16 protein-coding genes are annotated in these 17,709 nt (G+C 65.3%); 9 read left to right on the forward strand and 7 right to left on the reverse strand.

Features of this window, described 5'->3' with window-relative positions:
• Positions 1 to 69 precede the first annotated feature (69 nt).
• The 3 genes from VGN66_RS07535 (at position 70) to VGN66_RS07545 (ending at position 2,361) form a co-directional block, all read left to right on the forward strand.
• Positions 70 to 624, forward strand: a complete 555-nt coding sequence (locus tag VGN66_RS07535) for a hypothetical protein (RefSeq protein WP_327518230.1) — start codon at positions 70 to 72, stop codon at positions 622 to 624.
• Entirely contained in the window at positions 624 to 1,520 is an 897-nt protein-coding gene (locus VGN66_RS07540; protein WP_327518231.1) for a hypothetical protein, read from the forward strand. The genes VGN66_RS07535 and VGN66_RS07540 overlap by 1 nt, the downstream gene beginning before the upstream one ends.
• A gap of 79 nt (positions 1,521 to 1,599) precedes the next feature.
• Positions 1,600 to 2,361, forward strand: coding sequence for a hypothetical protein (locus VGN66_RS07545; protein WP_327518232.1), 762 nt, complete (start codon positions 1,600 to 1,602; stop codon positions 2,359 to 2,361).
• Positions 2,362 to 2,445: 84 nt separating this feature from the next.
• Here the strand turns inward: VGN66_RS07545 and VGN66_RS07550 are convergent, their stop codons facing one another.
• Both VGN66_RS07550 and VGN66_RS07555 read right to left on the reverse strand, forming a co-directional pair.
• Positions 2,446 to 3,933: an OprO/OprP family phosphate-selective porin gene (locus VGN66_RS07550; protein WP_327518233.1), complete on the reverse strand. Its 1,488-nt coding sequence runs from the start codon at positions 3,931 to 3,933 to the stop codon at positions 2,446 to 2,448.
• Positions 3,934 to 4,350: 417 nt separating this feature from the next.
• Positions 4,351 to 5,688: a methyl-accepting chemotaxis protein gene (locus VGN66_RS07555; RefSeq protein ID WP_414713185.1), complete on the reverse strand. Its 1,338-nt coding sequence runs from the start codon at positions 5,686 to 5,688 to the stop codon at positions 4,351 to 4,353.
• Positions 5,689 to 6,206: 518 nt separating this feature from the next.
• Here VGN66_RS07555 and VGN66_RS07560 point away from each other — a divergent pair.
• The 4 genes from VGN66_RS07560 to purT all read left to right on the forward strand — a co-directional run bounded on the left by VGN66_RS07560 (position 6,207) and on the right by purT (position 10,070).
• Positions 6,207 to 6,809 carry an SRPBCC family protein gene (locus VGN66_RS07560; protein WP_327518234.1) on the forward strand — a complete coding sequence of 201 codons (603 nt, stop codon included), beginning with the start codon at positions 6,207 to 6,209 and terminating at the stop codon, positions 6,807 to 6,809.
• Entirely contained in the window at positions 6,809 to 7,999 is a 1,191-nt protein-coding gene (locus VGN66_RS07565) for a zinc-dependent alcohol dehydrogenase (protein WP_327518235.1), read from the forward strand. Before VGN66_RS07560 ends, VGN66_RS07565 begins: the two co-directional genes overlap by 1 nt.
• 5 nt (positions 8,000 to 8,004) lie before the next feature.
• A complete protein-coding gene (locus VGN66_RS07570; RefSeq protein WP_327518236.1) occupies positions 8,005 to 8,781 on the forward strand; it encodes an SDR family NAD(P)-dependent oxidoreductase in 777 nt (258 codons plus the stop codon).
• Between the two features lie 122 nt (positions 8,782 to 8,903).
• Entirely contained in the window at positions 8,904 to 10,070 is a 1,167-nt protein-coding gene (gene purT, locus VGN66_RS07575) for a formate-dependent phosphoribosylglycinamide formyltransferase (protein WP_327518237.1), read from the forward strand.
• Here purT and VGN66_RS07580 read toward each other — a convergent pair.
• The 4 genes from VGN66_RS07580 to VGN66_RS07595 all read right to left on the reverse strand — a co-directional run bounded on the left by VGN66_RS07580 (position 10,067) and on the right by VGN66_RS07595 (position 13,769).
• Positions 10,067 to 10,570 carry a hypothetical protein gene (locus tag VGN66_RS07580; RefSeq protein ID WP_327518238.1) on the reverse strand — a complete coding sequence of 168 codons (504 nt, stop codon included), beginning with the start codon at positions 10,568 to 10,570 and terminating at the stop codon, positions 10,067 to 10,069. The genes purT and VGN66_RS07580 overlap by 4 nt on opposite strands.
• 8 nt (positions 10,571 to 10,578) lie before the next feature.
• The gene (locus VGN66_RS07585) at positions 10,579 to 10,971 is read right to left on the reverse strand and encodes a hypothetical protein (protein WP_327518239.1); all 393 of its coding nucleotides are present in this window, start codon (positions 10,969 to 10,971) and stop codon (positions 10,579 to 10,581) included.
• An 83-nt stretch (positions 10,972 to 11,054) separates the two neighbouring features.
• Positions 11,055 to 11,975 (reverse strand): DMT family transporter, encoded by a 921-nt coding sequence (locus tag VGN66_RS07590; RefSeq protein WP_327518240.1) that lies wholly within the window; start codon positions 11,973 to 11,975, stop codon positions 11,055 to 11,057.
• 279 nt (positions 11,976 to 12,254) lie between these two features.
• Positions 12,255 to 13,769 carry a fumarate hydratase gene (locus VGN66_RS07595; protein WP_327518241.1) on the reverse strand — a complete coding sequence of 505 codons (1,515 nt, stop codon included), beginning with the start codon at positions 13,767 to 13,769 and terminating at the stop codon, positions 12,255 to 12,257.
• A 37-nt stretch (positions 13,770 to 13,806) separates the two neighbouring features.
• On the opposite strand from VGN66_RS07595, the gene VGN66_RS07600 reads away from it, so the two are divergent.
• Together VGN66_RS07600 and VGN66_RS07605 are read left to right on the forward strand one after the other, a co-directional pair.
• On the forward strand, positions 13,807 to 14,235 hold the full coding sequence (locus tag VGN66_RS07600) for a hypothetical protein (RefSeq protein WP_327518242.1): 429 nt from the start codon (positions 13,807 to 13,809) through the stop codon (positions 14,233 to 14,235).
• A gap of 71 nt (positions 14,236 to 14,306) precedes the next feature.
• Positions 14,307 to 16,337, forward strand: a complete 2,031-nt coding sequence (locus tag VGN66_RS07605) for a TonB-dependent receptor family protein (protein ID WP_327518243.1) — start codon at positions 14,307 to 14,309, stop codon at positions 16,335 to 16,337.
• 241 nt (positions 16,338 to 16,578) lie between these two features.
• On the opposite strand, the gene VGN66_RS07610 is transcribed toward VGN66_RS07605, so the two are convergent.
• Positions 16,579 to 17,589, reverse strand: a complete 1,011-nt coding sequence (locus VGN66_RS07610; RefSeq protein WP_327518244.1) for a hypothetical protein — start codon at positions 17,587 to 17,589, stop codon at positions 16,579 to 16,581.
• Positions 17,590 to 17,709: the final 120 nt, after the last annotated feature.

Raw genomic sequence — 17,709 nt, forward strand, 5'->3', positions numbered from 1 at the left:
GCGAATTGTGCGCGGAGGGAGGCTTGCCTTGCTCGTCAGACCGGCGTTAGATGAAATGAGGGGGAAGCGATGGGTGTTAGAGTATCTGGTCTGTGCATCTTTATCGGTGTGACGGCTTTTTTAGTTGATCCGGCGGTTGCGTATCAAGACATCGCCATTCCAGACCCTGAAACCGTAGAAGTTCCATCTTTGATAGGTGGGCGTGATCCAAAAGTGGTTCAATCTGGCTGGAAGAACTTCTATTTCCACAAGCAGGGCGTTAGTTACAAAGAAGCCTATCTCGATCTGTTCGAGTGCTACAAATTTTTACCCGCGTACGGCTATGGTAATATGCTTCCGTTGTTTATTAATTGGAACGGCAAGCAGGGTGTGGATCGCGGGCAGTCTGCGTTTGCTGGAAGCGGCAGTTTGATCGGCGCTCTGGTATCCCAGTCGCTTGATCGGCGCGCGCGGTTGTCGCGAATGCGGCGATGCATGGAGCCGAGGGGGTATAAGCGATACCCGGTTGCGGAGGCCATATGGGAGAAGATCATCGACGGATATTCGCTGAAGTCGATCGCAACGCAGGCGAAGATCGCGGCCATGGGCGCGCCCGACGCAGAGCCGCTTCCGGAGTCAAAATAATGCGGTTTCTTGCGTTGCTCTTGGCAGCATTTTTTGTCGCGCCTTTTGCAGCGGCAAAAGATCGTTCGGTTCACATGCGGCCCGTCACGCCCGAAACCCTATCCAGCGTCAGCAGCGACAAGGCGTACATCCTGTTTCGGACGCATCGTCCGAAAAGTGTCCATAGCCACGAACCCATCTTCTTGCGAGTGCCCACTGATGCAGAGGTAAGCGAATATCTCGCAGCCAAGGAAAAAGCGTTTCAAGATTGGAAGCCAAAGTGGGTCGAGAATTACAACAAGGCAAAAATGAAAGGCGATAAAGATCGCGAATCGAGCTTTTCTGGGGTTTGGGCTAAACCGACGATCGAGAATCTGTTTCTGTATTGGCTCGACGGTTCGAATGTGGAGCATATTCCGCACAAGAACTTGATCGCGCAGGATGGGGTTGATCGGACATATCTGGTCGAGGTCCCGGCCGCCCAGTACGTGTTGTACGGCGTGACGTTGGGCGCTGGTTTCGAATCCGGTCTGCATGTTTGCTTCTGTCTGGGAACGGTAGGGTTCGAAGCGAAGTTAGGCGAGATCGTCGATCTGGGTTTCCTGCTCTTCGATCAGGCCAAGACCAAGTCGGTCGTTCCTGAATTGGCGAGTGAGACCGGATTCGGGCCGAGCAGCGACGGGTTCCTGTACCTGGCGGCTGGCACTGTGCGCCCGGTGCGAAGCGAGGATAAAGTTCCGGCGTCGTTGCTGGGGAAAAAGATCGTCGCCGCAGATTATCAGGCGGTCGGAAAGTTCTTTCATCCTGGAGCCGGTCTTATCAATCGCCTTGTACCTGTCCCGGGTATCTTGGGCTATGATGGTGGCAAGGTGATCAATGTGAAGACCGGTGAAGTGGCTATCGACCGGATCGACTAATTTGTTCCCAAAATGTTCTTTCCTACAAGCCCCGTCGCGTATAACTGGTTCCCCCTCAACGTGGCGGACGGGGTGGGGGATGATCAAGCGACCTTATATGCGCTGGACGCAGGATACCGAGACGGCGTTTTTGCTGGCGCTGCGGCAGACCGGGACGGCGCAGGCGGCGGCGGCTGCGATTGGGCGGTGCGCCGGGTCGGCCTATAAGCGGCGGCAGCGGGAGCCGGAGTTTCGCGAACGCTGGGACGCGATGGTGGATGCGTGGCAGGCGGATTGGATCGCGCAGCGCGGCGCGCCTCCTGAGGAGACCGGGCCGCGTGAGCGCTGGGACGGGTGGTCGGCGGTGCGCAAGCGGGCGTTTTTGCGCGCGCTGAGCGAGACGGGCGCGATTACGGAAGCGGCGCAGCGGGTGGGGATATCGCGCAGTTCGGTGACGCGGCTGAAGACGAAGTCTCCCGAATTTGCGGCGGCGTGCGCGGCGGCGCTGGCGCGGTCGCTGCCGTGCCTGGAGCAGGTGGCGTGGGAGCGCGCCGTCGAGGGCTGGGACGAGGAGATCGTGCAGGGCGGCAAGGTGACGGGGACGCGGCGGCGCTATTCGGAGACGCTGCTGCGCACGCTGTTGGTGCGCGAACAGGCAGCGCGGCAGGCGGAGCGGGTGGTGGCGGCGAAGGCGCGGACGGTGCCGGACTATGCCGCGCCGGACGAGACCGATGCGGCGTTGCTGAAGGCGCTGGACCGGATCGCGCAGGGGCGGCGGCGCGAGGCGGTGGTGCGGGCCGATGCGTGGCAGGAGTTTGAGCGCGCGGTGCTGGCGGGGGAGCGTGCGGGGCTGGTGCCGTGAGGGTGAGCTGTGCCGTCCCGCTAAGGGCGACACGGCCGACCAGCCGCCCTGGCGCGGGCGATGGCTGGTCGGCCGGTTGCGCGATCAGAAGGTGATGCCGAAGCCGGCGCTGACCGTCTGGCCGCTGTCCTTGCCGGTGAAGCTGCCGGCGCGGTTGTCGGTGTTCCAGTGGATCAGGTTGAGCTGGAAGCGGATGATGCTGTCCAGATACCAGTTGGCGCCGAGCGTCGCGGCGGTGCCTTCGGTCGCGTTGGGGATGCCCGAAAACTCGATGCTCTCATAGCGCGCGAGCAGTTCGATCGCGCCGGGGCCGCCATCGAACACCGGGCGCAGCACGCGCGGCTGGGCAAAGGTGCCAAGGCGCGGGTTATAGGGTGGCAGGTCGCCGGTGATGAAGAAGCCGGTCGAGACGCTCCAGGCGGTGGTCTCGAAATCGGGGCGACCGGCGTTGAGGCGCGCGACGCGCTTGCCCGCTTCGCCCATCACCCAGAAGGGACCGGCATAGCCGCCCACTTCCGCGCCATAGCCGGTGGTGCCGGTACCGCCGGTCAGCGTGCCGGTCTGCACGCGCAGATTGCCGTTGAAGCGGCCACCGATCACGGTGTTGCGGGTCAGCGCGCCGGTGCCGCGCGAGGACAGTTCCTCGTCAAAGCCCCAGATGCCAAGGTGCACCAGCGAGCGCGCGGTCTTGAACGGGTTCCAGTGCGCGCGCGCGAGGATGGTGCGGCTGTCGTTGATCGGCTGGCTGGCGTCGACGGCGTCGCCGCTGAGCGTGACCGAGGCGTGGCCGGTCTTCCAGAACAGGCGCGGCATGAGCGCGATGCCATAGAAACCGCGCTGCGGGATGATCGAGGTGGCGACGACGTTGCGTTCGAGGAACGGCGGCGCGTCCGAGCCCCCCGAGCCTTCGAAGCTGCGGTCGTTGAACATGTTGCCGAAGCGCACGTCGTACGACAGCGAACCGATATCGTCGCGCCAGCCGACGAACATCGTGCCGACGTCCGAGGTGTTGTCGGCGAAGTCGTTTTCGAACTGATAGAAGAAGTGTGGGCCGACGGCGCCTTCGATCCCGATGCGCAGCGCGCGGGCGCCGGTGGTGGTGATGTTGCGCGCGTCATAGTCCGACCCAAAGGTCGTGCTGACATGATTGATCATGCGGCCGCGCATCTTGAACAGGAACTTGCCATCGGCCGAACGGAAGATCGGCAGGCCGCCGCGCCATTCGGTGGTGACGTTCGACACATTCTGCAGCGCGCGCGCCTGCGCCACCGACTGGTCGGCCAGATCGGCAGCGGCGAGTTGCGGGGCGAAGGAATTGGCGACCGCGTCATCACTGGCGCGGGTGGTCTGCCGGGGCGCTGCCGCCTGCTGCTGCGGCGCGGAGGCGGCGGGAGCGGCGGCGTGGCCGGTTTCGATCTTGTCGAGCCGGGCGCGCAGGGCGGCGATCTCTTCGGCCTGCGCCTTGAGCAGCGCGACCAGCTCGGCCTGATCGACGGGCGCGCTCTGTGCCAGCGTCGGCGTGGCGAATAGCAAGGCGGACAGCGCCGCCCCCGCCAGATAATTCTTGGTCATCGTTAAACTCCCTCAGTCGACCCTCTGTGGGGCCATCAGCAACTCAGGGAATTTATAGGATGGCGGATTTCATTCTGTTGGACGGCCATGGGAATAATTCGCGATCTTGTCTTGGGCGGCGCGGATTATATTGCAACTATAGCCGGATTGGTCGTGAATTTGAGGCGAATTTCGACCTTGTTATTTAGGCGTCGCATTAATCGCCATGCTATTTAGGCGCGGGGCTGTCACTGGGCCGTTTCCGGGTGCCTAGGGGAATTTACGGCACCGAAGGTGGCGGGGGTGAAGCCCGCCACCTTCGCATCGCATTGACGATGTGGATACGAGATGCACGCTAGTGGGCAAGGGCAGCGATCCTGCGGTTCGAGACGCAGCACGCCAGTTCATTGCCCAGCCATCGGTATTCGCAGAGCCTGGTCACGCGGACAGGCGCGTTACGGTCCCCCCTGCGCGAGTGCCGCGCGCGGATGTTGGGCGCCGCGCCATGAGCGAGGGTTGGCCGACATTGAAGCGGGTGGCCTGCCCCGCCAGCGTGTCCACTTCCGAGGACAGGTTGCGCGCTGCGGCGGATGTCTGTTCGACCATCGCGGCATTTTGCTGGGTCGCCTGATCCATCGATCCGATCGCGGCGCTGATCTGCGAGATGGCGCTTGCCTGTGCTGCGTTGGCGTTCGCCATCTCTGCGAGCAGGACGTGGACCGCGCCGACATCGCCGGAAATATCGGCAAACGCCGTATCGACCTTCTGCACCATCTCAACAGCCGATACGATATCGGTCTGGGTGGCGGTCAACTGGTCGCGGGCACGGCCGGCTTCTTCCTCCGCGCGCATGGCAAGGGCGGAGACGAGATCGGCGACGACCGCAAAGCCCCGGCCCGCTTCGCCTGCGCGCCCGGCTTCGACAGCCGCGTTCATCGCCAACACGCGCGTCTGGAAGGCGATCTTGTCCAGCCCTTCGATGACCGAATCGATCCCCTTGGCGCTTTCGCTGACCCGCGTCATCGCCTGCACCGCTTCGCCGGTGGTGACGCGACCGGTCGCGACGCTCTGAATTGCGCCATCCGCACGACTGACCGTACGTCCGGCGGCGTCGGTGCTCGTCTTGATCTGCCCCTCGATCTGGGAGACCGCCGCCGTGGTTTCCTCAAGGCTGGCTGCATTGGCTTCGGTGCGCCGTGCAAGATTTGCGGAAGCATGGGCGATTTGGCTAGAGCCGGTGGCGATCGTTTCGGTGCCGTCGAGGACCGACCCGATCAACGTCCGCAGCGACGTGAGCGCCGCGTTAAAGTTCGTTTTGAGCTCCGCATAAGCGGGCGGGAACTCGGCGTGAATTTCTGCGGTAAAGTCACCTTCGGTCAGCGATGCAAGGCTGCTGCGCAGCGTTGTGACCACCGCGGCCTGTTCTTCCGCAGAACGGATCTGATCCTGGGCAGCGTCGCGAAAGGTGAACATCGCGCGGGTCATCCGACCAACGCAATCCTTGTACTCGGTGTACGCGATCGCGCTGTCGAGGTCTCCGGCGGCGAGCGCCTCCATCCGGACCACGGTATTGACATAGGGGTCGCAGATCGCCTGCCGAAAGCGGTGGCCCAACCCGGCAGCGATGGCGGCGCAGGTGGCGCCGACGCCGACCAAAATCCAATCGCCGCGAAGTAGCGCGACGCACGAAACGACCATCAAAAGGCCCACCATCGTCGCGAACGCGATGAAGGTCTTTTGCCGGATCGGCGCTTCAGCTTCGAACCATCGCATCATGTTTTTCGGTCGCTTTCGTCGTTGTGGCGTGGAGGCGGATCATTTGACTTATAGGAGGGGAGTGTCTGCCGCCGGGCGCGCAGCTTGGGTTGTTCGCAGCGGCTGATGGTTGGAGATCGCGAACATTGGAATAAAAGCGATCTGTATCAGATGCTTAATCCAATTCACGGATCGCGATGGGGTATTGTCGTAGTGATCGGGATTAAGGACTTGTTGTCCAAGATGGGCAGCGCACGCGCCGTCGCGCCGGGCCGCCCTATGCATGTTACTGTTCCCGCGCGCTGCCATTCTCTCGCTCTTGCCGCACCGTGAAGCGCTGATGCGCGCCGACGCGTGAGCAGGCGGTGCTGGCCGGCGAGCGTGAGGGGCTGGTGCCGGATCGCTGACGGCGCGGCGGGCCGGCGTGACGGCTGCTTTACGTCCTGATCCGTGGCCAGTCTTGCGACGAAGCGGGGTGATTGCAGGGGAACAGGCGGCGTCGCGCCTTGTTTTATCTGCAGCAACGAGGAGCCCCAGCTATGCCCGACACCCTCGACCAGACGGACGACGCGCCGCTGACGACGTCGAAACACCCGAGCGAAGCGGTGGACGCCGCGATCCGGACCGAGATCGACAAGCCCGCTCAGGGGGACGCCGATACGCTGATCGGCCGGACGGTGACGATCAACCGCCCGCGCGACGAGCTGTTCGCTTATTGGCGCGACTTTACCCGGCTGGCGTCGTTCATGGACAATATCGAGCGGATCGACGTGCTCGACCGCAGCCGATCGCACTGGGTAGTCAAGGCGCCCGGCGGCAGGACCGTCGAATGGGACGCGCGGGTCACCGAAGAGCGCGAGAATGAATTCATCGCCTGGACTTCGGAGGATGGCGCCGACGTCCCCAATAGCGGCCGTGTCGACTTTCGCGACGCACAGGGCGGGCGCGGGACGGTGGTGACGGCGACGATCCTGTACGACCCGCCCGGCGGGTTGATCGGCAAGGTCATCGCCAAGATGTTCCAGCGCGAACCCGCGATCCAGGCGCGCCGCGACCTGCGCCGCTTCAAGCAACTGATGGAAACCGGCGAAATCGCCACGGGCGCGCGCAACCGCCGCCTGTTCGAGGAAGGAAAGAACTGATGCGAGCTCTGGTCTGGCACGGGAAGCATGACGTGCGCGTCGATACGGTCGACGACCCCGAAATCCTCAATCCGCGCGATGCGATCATCAAGATCACCTCGACCGCGATCTGCGGGTCCGACCTGCATCTGTACGACGGCTATATCCCGACGATGCAGAAGGGCGACATTCTGGGCCATGAGTTCATGGGCGAGGTGGTCGAGACGGGCGCTGGATCGACGCTGAAAAAAGGGCAGCGTGTGGTGGTGCCGTTCACGATCTCGTGCGGGTCGTGCTTCCATTGCGGCAAGCATCAATATTCGGCGTGCGACAATGCGTTGCCGGCCGACAATCAGGACATCGGGCAGGAGCTGTATGGCCAGCCGATGGCGGGGCTGTTCGGGTATAGCCACCTGACCGGCGGCTATTCGGGCGGGCAGGCGGAATATGTCCGCGTGCCGTTCAGCGATGTCGGGCCGCTGGTGATCCCGGACGGGGTTGAGGACGACAAGGTGCTGTTCCTGTCGGATATCCTGCCTACCGGCTGGATGGCGGCGGAGAATGCGGACATCGAGCCGGGCGATACGGTCGCCGTGTGGGGCTGTGGCCCGGTCGGGCTATTCGCGGTGCAGTCGGCATTTCTGATGGGCGCCGAGCGGGTCATCGCGATCGATCATTTCCCGCGCCGGCTGGAACTCGCGCGCAAGTTCGGCGCGGAGACGATCAATTTCGAGGAGACCAGCACCTATGAGGCGCTGCTGGAGATGACCGGCGGGATCGGGCCGGACGCGTGCATCGACAGCGTCGGGCTGGAGGCGCATGGCTTCTTCGTCGACAACATCATCGACCAGATCAAGGCGTCGATGTTCCTGGGCACCGATCGCATCCATTCGATCCGGCAGGCGATTTTGGCATGCCGCAAGGGCGGGCGGGTGTCGATGCCTGCGGTTTATGGCGGGTTCGTCGACAAGTTTCCGCTGGGTGCGTTCATGGAAAAGGGCCTGACGCTCAAGACCGGGCAGACGCATGTCCAGCATTACATGCCGGCGCTGCTCAATGCGGTGATGGAGGACAAGGTCGATACGACCTTCCTGATCAGCCACACGCTGCCGCTGGAACAGGCGCCCGATGGGTACAAGATGTTCCATGACAACCAGAATGAAGTGACCAAGGTCGTGCTGAAGCCCGGCATGGCACTGGCGGCGGAGTGAGCGATATGGCGAACAAACTGGCGATCGTGACCGGCGCCTCGACCGGCATCGGGTTCGAACTTGCGACGATCGCGGCGAAGCAGGGCTATGACCTGATCGTGGTGGCGAACGAGGCGCTGATCCAGTCGGCGGCAGCGGACTTCAGCACGTTCGGCACGCAGGTGGAGTCGGTCGAAACCGACCTGTCCACCATCGATGGCGTGGACCGAATGCTGGCGGCGGCGAACGGGCGGCGGGTCGATCTGCTCGTCGCCAATGCTGGTACCGGGACGGGTGGCGCGTTTCTGGAGCAGGATGTGCCGAGCTGGCGGCACGCGGTCGACACCAATGTCACCGGCACGGTCTATCTGATCCAGAAGGTGCTGGCGGAGATGGTCGCGCGCGATGACGGCAAGATCCTCGTCACCGGGTCGATCGCCGGATATATTCCAGGCAGCTTCAACGCGATCTACAACGCGACCAAGGCGTTTATCGACAATTTCACCGAAGCGCTGCGCAACGAGATCCAGGAGTCGAAGGGCGTGACGCTGACGACGTTGATGCCCGGTCCGACCGACACCGAATTCTTTGCCCGCGCCGGCATGCTCGACACGCCGGTGGGCAAGGACGAGCACAAGGCCGATCCCGCGAAGGTCGCGCAGGATGGCTGGGACGCGCTGATGGCGGGCAAGGGGCACATCGTATCCGGGCTGATGAACAAGGTTCAGGTGCTGGGCGCGGGTGTGGTGCCGCAATCGGTGCTGGCCGAGCGCCACCGCAAGATGGCCGAACCCGAAGGCTGATCCTGTTGCCGGGCGTGCGGGTAGGCCCGCGCGCCCGGCGCTGCGCTGGTGTCGGGTCAGGATTGATGCCGCGCGGGGGATGTGCGAGGCGGCGGGGACACCCTTGCCGACGAGTGCACGCCATGACCTTTACCGCGAAAATCCTGTTGCTGGGCTCCGGGGAACTGGGGCGTGAGTTTGTCATTTCGGCCAAACGGCTGGGGGCGCAGGTGATTGCGTGCGACAGCTATGCGGGCGCGCCGGCGATGCAGGTGGCGGATGGGTGCGAGGTGTTCTCGATGCTCGACGGCGACGCGCTGCGCGCCGCGATCAATCGGCATACGCCCGATCTGGTGGTGCCGGAGATCGAGGCGATCCGCACGGAAGTGCTCGCGGAGGTCGAGGCGGCGGGGGTGACGGTGGTGCCGTCGGCACGCGCGACGATGATGACGATGAACCGCGATGCGATCCGCGAGGTGGCGGCGGTCGAACTGGGGCTGCGCACCTCGCGCTACCGCTATGCCGAGAGCTTGGACGAGGTGCTGGCGGGGGCGGAGCACACCGGCCTGCCGTGCGTGATCAAGCCGGTGATGTCCTCGTCGGGCAAGGGTCAGACGACGGTGCGCGAGGCGGGGAGCCTTGAGGCGGCGTGGGACTATGCGGTGGCGAACATGCGCGGCGACCGGCGGCGGGTGATCGTCGAGGAGTTTGTGGACTTCGATTATGAGATCACGTTGCTGACCGTGCGGACGCGCGACGGCGTCGTATTCTGTCCGCCGATCGGGCACCGGCAGGAGCGGGGCGACTATCAGGAAAGCTGGCAGCCGGCGGCGATGACTGCGGGCGCGATTGCGGCGGCGCAGGATATGGCGCGGGCGGTGGTCGATGATCTGGGCGGCTATGGGCTGTTCGGGGTCGAGTTCTTTGTGAAGGGGGAGGAGGTGATCTTCTCCGAACTCTCGCCGCGGCCGCATGACACGGGGATGGTAACGTCGATCTCGCAGAATTTGAGCGAGTTCGACCTGCATGCGCGTGCGGTAATGGGGCTGCCGGTGCCGGAAGTGGTGCTGCGCGGGGCGGCGGCTTCGGCGGTGATTTTGGCGGATCGGGATAGCGAGGGGCCGGGCTATGACGGGCTGGCCGAGGCGCTCGCGACCCCGGGCGGTGAGGTCGATGTGCGGATCTTTGGGAAGCCGACGACGCGGCCCTATCGGCGGATGGGGGTGGCGCTGGCGCTGGCGGGGGATGTCGAGAGCGCGCGGCGGGTGGCGGTTGCGGCTGCGGGGAAGGTGCGGATCGTCTATCGCTAAAGGTCGCGCGGGTTGAACGGGCGGGTGGCGAGCGTTTGGTGGAGGAAGGCTAGGATCGCGGCGCGGTCGCTGCGCGCGTGGCTGCTGCCGACCCACAGGATGAAGCCGCCGACTGCCAGCATGAAGATGGGTACGACGACGAACATCAGCGCGTGAAGTCCGAGTCCCTCGGCGAATGATGCGGCGAGCATGGTGAGGCCGATCACCAGGAACAGCGACACGAAGCCGAACCAGCAGCCGAAGAAGACGAACACGCTGCGCGGCCCCCCTAGGCGTCCGCGGATGCGGGTGCCGCCGGCATGCGGCTCCATCGTCGCGATCAGGCGGGTCTTCATGTCGTTGCGGAAATTGGGGCGGTGGACCCAGAGGGTCATGTCATGCTCGGTCCCGCTGCCGAGCACGCATTGCGGGGAGTCGGGCGTCACCCCCTCCATCGCCGCCTTGAGCCGGGTCGCGGCGTTGACCGGGGCGTGGGGGGAGATGAGGTCGATCCGCGCCATGCCGATGCTCAGGGCACGACGATGGTGAAGCCGGGGACCGGGGCAGGCTCCGCATGCTTGTGGTACATGTCGATATAGACCGACAGTGGCGCAGCACCGGCGCATTGGACGGTGTAGAGGTCGAGGATATTGCGATAGGGGCCGATGCCGGTGCTGCCGAGCCGTTCGAACGCGGGGGCGTTACCATCGGCGCAGCGCAGACGGGCGAGATAGGCGCGCTCGCCCGCCGGACCCTTGGCGCGGACCGGGTTTTTCTCGCTGCCCAGGGGGTGCGCCTGCGCGGTCGCGATCGCGGTGCGGAGCTTCTTGCCCTTGAGGCCGTCGAAATATTGGGCCAGCGTCGGCTGGGCGCCGGTCACGGCGAGTGCGGTGGCGGCCAGCGCGATGGTCGTGAGCTTCATCCGATCCCCCGGTGTGGTTCGGGGCGAGTGTATCGCGTGGCGGCGCGATCTCAACCCGCGGATGAGGCGATGGTCGGGCGCGGCTAGAGTGTTCCCGCCAGCGCCGCGATCACACCGGCGGTGACGAGCACCAGTCCGGCGACTTCGCTGCGCGACACGCGCTCGCCGAGGTAGAAATGGCCGAAGGCGATGGTGAAGGCGACCTCGATCTGGCCGACGACGCGGACCAGCGCGACGGGTGCGGTGGCGAAGCCGGTGAACCAGCAGGCCGAGCCGAGCGCGGAGAGCAGGCCGACCTGACCCGAGACGCGCCAGCTGCGCAGCACCGGGCCGACCTGATCGCGCTCGCGCCAGACGAGGAACGCGCCCTGTATGACGGTCTGGAGCGCGACGGTGACTGCGAGGACGATCAGGGCGGCGCGGATCGGGTCGCTGGTCCCGACCTGAACCGTCGCGCTGCGGATCGCGATGGCGGTGAGCGCGAAGAAGAAGCCCGATGCGATGCCGAAGCGCGCGCCGGGCTGGCCGAGCGCGCGGAGCAGTTCGCCGGGCGTCATGCGCTTGCCGCCCGCAGAAAGGGTCATCACCCCGGCGACGCCGAGCGCGATGCCGAGCCAGCTGAGGCGGTTAAGATGCTCGCCGAGCAGGACGATCGACAGCAGCGCGCCCTGCACCGCTTCGGTCTTTGAATAGGCGGTGCCGACGACGAAATTGCGCTGGTCGAACGCCATCAGGAGGAGGTTGGTGGCGACGATCTGCGCGAGGCCGCCGCCGATGCAATAGGCGAGGAACCACGGGCCGAGGGTTGGGAAGGCGGCTGGGGCGATGAGCCACTGGTAGGCAGCAGCCATCGCGAGCGCGAAGGGGAGGCCGTAGAGGTAGCGGACCAATCCCGCCGCGTTGATCGACAGATCGCGGCTTACGCGCCGCTGGATTGCGGTCCGCCAGGGCTGGAAGATTGCTGCGAGCAGGGTGGCGGGGAGCCAGATGGGGGAGGTGATCATGGGTTGGGTTGCATCGCGTTCAAGCTCTTCTTCCCTCGCCCCTCCGCAGGAGGGGAGAGGGTTGCGCAGACTTGGGTCTTGCGCAGCAAGGCCTTAGTCGGAGCTGGGAGAGGGGTGGGCGGCTGCATCGCAGCCGCGCGGAGCAAGGCTCCGCTCTACCCCTCTCCAAGCTGCGCTAAGGCAGCAAGCTGCCAAGCTCCGCTATCCTCTCCCCTATCAAGGGGAGAGGAGAATGATGATCAAGATCGTGGCGGCCCCGGCCTTCGCCGGGGCGACGGGTTAGGCTAGCAGCTTTTCCTTGGCGATCTTGTCCTTCCACACCAGCGGCGCGAGTTGATGGACGTTGTTGCCCTCGGCATCGACCGCAACCGTTACCGGGAAGTCTTGCACCTCGAATTCGTAGATCGCCTCCATGCCGAGGTCTGCGAAGCCGACGACCTTGGCCCCCTTGATCGCGCGGGCGACGAGGTAGGCGGCGCCGCCTACGGCCATCAGGTACGCGCTCTTGGCGTCGCGGATCGCGTCGGTGGCTGCCGGGCCGCGTTCGGCCTTGCCGACCATCGCGAGCAGGCCCTGGTCGAGCATCATGCGGGTGAATTTGTCCATCCGGGTTGCGGTGGTGGGGCCGGCGGGGCCGACGACTTCTTCGCCCACCGGATCGACCGGGCCGACATAATAGATGACGCGGCCCTTGAACTCGACGGGCAGGGGCTCGCCCGCCGCGAGCATGTCGGCGATGCGCTTGTGCGCGGCGTCGCGGCCGGTGAGCATCTTGCCGTTGAGCAGCAGGCGGTCGCCTTGCTTCCAGCTCTGCACGACTTGCGGGGTGAGCGCGTCGAGATCGACGCGGATCGCGGCCTTGTCCGGGGTCCAGTTGACGTTGGGCCATTCCTCCAGCTTGGGCGCTTCGAGCCAGGCCGGGCCGGAGCCGTCGAGGGTGAAATGGGCATGGCGGGTGGCGGCGCAGTTGGGGATCATCGCGACCGGCTTGCCCGCGGCGTGGCAGGGGGCGTCCATGATCTTGACGTCGAGAATGGTCGAGAGGCCGCCGAGACCCTGTGCGCCGATGCCGAGTGCGTTGACCTTGTCGAAAATCTCGATGCGCAGCGCCTCGATATCGGTCTGGGGCCCACGCTGCTTGAGGCTGGCCATGTCGATCTGTTCCATCAGCGCCTTTTTGGCGAGCAGGACGCAATGTTCCGCCGTGCCGCCGATGCCGATGCCGAGCATGCCGGGCGGGCACCAGCCGGCGCCCATCTGGGGCAGCATTTCGAGCACCCAGTCGACGATCGAGTCCGACGGGTTCATCATCTTGAACTTGGACTTGTTCTCGGACCCGCCGCCCTTGGCGGCGACGTCGATATGCACCTTGTCGCCCGCGACCATCTCGACATGCAGTACGCAGGGGGTGTTGTCGCGGGTGTTGCGGCGGGTGAAGGCGGGGTCGGCGAGGACCGAGGCGCGCAGCTTGTTTTCGGGGTGGAGATAGGCGCGACGGACGCCTTCATCGACTACGTCCTGAAGCGAACGCGAGGTGTCGTCGAGGCGGCAGTCCATGCCCCATTTGATGAAGACGTTGACGATGCCGGTGTCCTGACAGATCGGGCGATGTCCCTCGGCGCACATGCGGCTGTTGGTCAGGATCTGGGCGATCGCGTCCTTGGCGGCGGGGGACTGTTCGGCCTCATAGGCGACGCCCAAAGCGCGGATATAGTCCATCGGGTGGTAGTAGCTGATGAACTGAAGCGCGTCGGCGACGCTGTCGATGAGGTCGTCGGTCTTGATCGTAGCCATTGCCTGTCCCTGGGTCGTTTTGCCAACCCTTTAGCGGATGACAGGGCGGTTTCCAGCCGCTAACCGCCGCCCCGTGTTCCGGGGGCTGATCCTTTCGCATCGTTGGTGGGCGGCTGCGCTGATTGCGCTGGCGCTGGCGATGAAGCTTGCCGTGCCGGCCGGGTTCATGCCGGTCGCACAGGCGGGCAAGATCGTCGTGATGGTCTGTACCGGGACTGGCCAGCAGCAGGTCGAGATCGACGTGCCGGGGATGCCCGCCAAGCAGGATGGCGCGACGCGGGCGGCGGGACAGCCTTGCGCGTTTGCCGGACTGGGGCTGGATATGCTGCCGGGGGTGGACCCGGTGCTGCTGGCCGGGGCGCTGGCGTTTATCCTGGCGCTTGGGTTTGTCGGCGCTGCAGTGGTGCGCGTCGATCGGGCGCGGCAGTTGTGGCCGCCAATGCGCGGGCCGCCGCTGATTTCCTGATCCCTTCGTAACCTCACACGAACCAGCGCGCGGGACGACGATCCTGCGCGCCGATCAGGAATACCCATATCATGAAGACTCAATTTGCGGTCGCGCTGCTTGCGGCCACTTGCCTTGCGACTCCGGCGCTTGCCAATGACAGCGATCAGGTGCCGGTGATCATCGTCACCGCCAAGGCCAATCCCGAAGACCCGCCCGTCGTCGCCGAAGCGCGCGAGCGGCTGGCGCGGACGCCGGGGTCGGTGTCGGTGGTGGCGGCCGAAGCCTATGAGGACCGGTTCGCGGTCGGGACGCCCGATATCCTGCGCGACGTGCCGGGTGTGCTTGCCGCAAAGCGTTATGGTGAGGAAGGGCGGCTGTCGATCCGTGGATCGGGGCTGGACCAGAGCTTCCACCAGCGCGGCGTGCTGCTGGCGCAGGATGGCGTGCCGTTCGCCGATGCCGACGGTTTTTCGGATTTCCAGAAGATCGACCCGTTGGGGGCGCGTTTCGTCGAGGTCTATAAGGGCGGCAATGCGCTGCGGTTCGGTGGCGCGCAGCTGGGCGGGGCGATTAACTTCGTGACGCCGAATGGCAAGACCGCACAGTCGCCGGTGCTGATCCGCGTCGAGGGCGGGACCGACGAAACCGTGCGCGGCGTCGCGCAGGTTGCGGGCAAGTCGGGCGCGTTCGATTTCTACGCCGGGGTCAACGCGTTCCACAGCGATGGCTATCGCGTGCAGGGCTATCAGGATCAGATCCGCGGCACGCTCAACCTGGGCTGGTCGTTCGGCGAGGATAATGAGGTGCGCGCGATCCTCTATGCCGCCGATGTCTATCAGGGCGTGCCGGGGACGGTGCCGCTGGATCAGGCGCTGACCAATCCGCGCGCGGCGGGGACGAGCGCGGTGCCGCAGAACCAGCGGCGCAATCTCGGCACGTTTCGCGGCACGCTGCAGACGCGGCTGCGGCTGACCGATGCGCTGACGTTCGAGGGCGGGGTCTATGCGACGCAGACCGACCTGTACCACCCGGTCGGCATTTTCATCATCCAGGACACCGATACGCAGGGCGCGTTCGGGCGGTTCGACTGGAAGGGTGAGCTGGGCGGGATGAAGGCCGACCTGTTCTTTGGCGCCTTTTACCGCGAGGGCGGAGGCGAGCAGGATCTGTTCGTCAACGCGGCGAGCAATCAGGGGCCGCGGATCGGCGATGCGCGGCAGATGGCCAATGCGCTCGACCTGTTCGCCGAGGGGCGGCTGTTCGTGACCGAGGGCCTTGCGCTGGTCGGCGGGGCGAGCTGGGGCCATGCCGGGCGCGATTATCTCAACCGGTTGAACGGGCGCACCGCCGAGCAGGATTATGAATGGTTCGCGCCGCGCGTGGGGCTGCTTTACGAAACCGGTGACGCGCAGGTTTATGCGAACTTCACCCGGTCGGTGGAGCCGCCGCATTTCGGGGCGCTGGCGCAGACGAACCTGCTGGGATCGGTGTTCTCGCCGCTGGACCCGCAGCGGGCGTGGACGGCGGAGATCGGGACGCGCGGGCGCAACGGCGCGGTGGCGTGGGATGTCACCGCCTATCGCGCGTGGGTGCAGGGGGAGTTGCTGAGCTTCCTGACGTCGCCGACCATTCCCTCGACGATCTTCAACGCCGACAAGACGGTGCATCAGGGGATCGAGGCGAGCCTGGATTGGTGGATCCTGGACGGGTCGCAGAGGAAGCTGCGGCTGCGCCAGACCTATGCTTTGTCGGACTTCCGGTTCGATGGGGACGCGGTGTACGGCGACAACCGGCTGCCGATCGCGCCGGTGCATTCGTACCGGGCCTCGCTGCGCTACGAGGGCGGGAGCGGGGTGTTTGTCGAGCCGAACCTCGACTGGCGGCCGCAGTCGACCTGGGCGGATTATCGCAACACGCTGAAGGTGCCGGGCTATGCGCTGCTGGGCATAGGCGCCGGTTTTGAGTTGGCTGGGGTAACGTTGTTCGCCGATGCCCGGAACCTGACCGACAAACATTATGTGTCGGATCAGTCGGCGGCGATTTTGGCGACTGCGGCGAGTGCGATCTTTCACCCCGGTGAGGGGCGGACGGTGATGTTCGGGCTGAGGACGCGGTTCTGACGGGCCAATTCCTCCCCTGAGCTTGTCTCAGGGGAGGGGGACCGCCGCGAAGCGGTAGTGGAGGGGCGGCTGCGCAGACAGCCGTGAGCAGCTCGGCAAAATTCCGCCCTCTGCGGCCAACGGCTTGCTCCGCAAGCCGGCTCCGCTGCTGCGATATGCCCCCGGCATATCGCTGATCGCAGCTACGCCCCCTCCGTCAGCGCTGCGCGCTGCCACCTCCCCCAGCAAGCTGGGGGAGGAATTAGGTTGGGCCGCACCCGCCATCCCGCACCCCACTCACACTGCCCACGCCGAGGATGATCTTGGCGCGGCGGGAGAAGGTGAGGGCTTGCCAGCGGCCGGCATTGCCGGTGGCGGTGCGGCTGCGCAGATAGGTGAGGTGGAGCAGTTCATACTGCTCGTCATCGATCTGGCCGGCGTCGATCAGGCAGGTCCATTGCGCGACATTCCACGCATAGTCGCGGCTGACGCCGTCCTGATCGACCGCTTCGCTGAGGCCCTGATACCAGGCGAGCATTGCTTTCAGCCGGGCGGGGCGGTCGGCGGGGGTGAGGTTCGCGAGCTTGCGGCGGAGGCGGGCGGCGTCTTCGTCGTTGGGGAGCGTCTTTTGCTGGACGCGGGTGTCGATCGCCCATTTGACCTTCCTCGCGGTGATCGGGCCGGTGGGCCAGAGGCGGAAGAGTTCGGCGCGGACTTCGAGGAGCAGGGCGACATAGGTGTCGGTCTGGACCTGAAGCATTGCGTCATGGTCGAAGATTGCGGTGAGTTCGGCGATGGCGGTCGCGTTGAGTTTGCCGTCCTGCCCATGCGCCGCGAGGATGCCGTCGCGGCACTTCTGGCGGACGGGGGTTTTGAGGCAGTCCTTTGAGAAGAGGAGTTTGCCGTAGGTTGGGGCGAGTTCTTTCAGGGTGCGCTTGAAGCGGCGGCGGCTGTGGAAGCTGTCGCGCCAGGCGGTGAGGACCGGTTGCAGGCTGCCGGTGCCGTAATTCCATTGCGACATGCCGACCGAGACCAGCATCGAATCGAAATTGCCGACCGGCATCGCCCAGCAGCCCATGGTTTCGGGGATCGATGTTTCGCGCATCCGGGCGAAGATCGCGGTGCGGTCGAGGCCGATCTGGGCGAGTTGCTGTGCGGCTTGCGGGTCGATCTGGATGTGCGGGGTGTCGGCGACTTCGCGGCAGGGGGGACGGTTTTGGGCTGTGGCGGGGAGGGTTGCGAGCAGCGCGGCTAGGAGGGCCCAGAGTTTCACGGTTCGCTTCCCTTCTCGTCGCCCCGGCCTTGAGCCGGGGCTGGGCTTCTTTGCCTCGCGCGAGTTCAGAAGAAGCCCTGGCCCGGGTCAAGCCCGGGCAGACGAAAAGGGGGGCGGGAC

Origin of the sequence: Sphingomonas sp. (assembly GCF_035998645.1) — a bacterium.
Lineage (GTDB): Bacteria > Pseudomonadota > Alphaproteobacteria > Sphingomonadales > Sphingomonadaceae > Sphingomonas.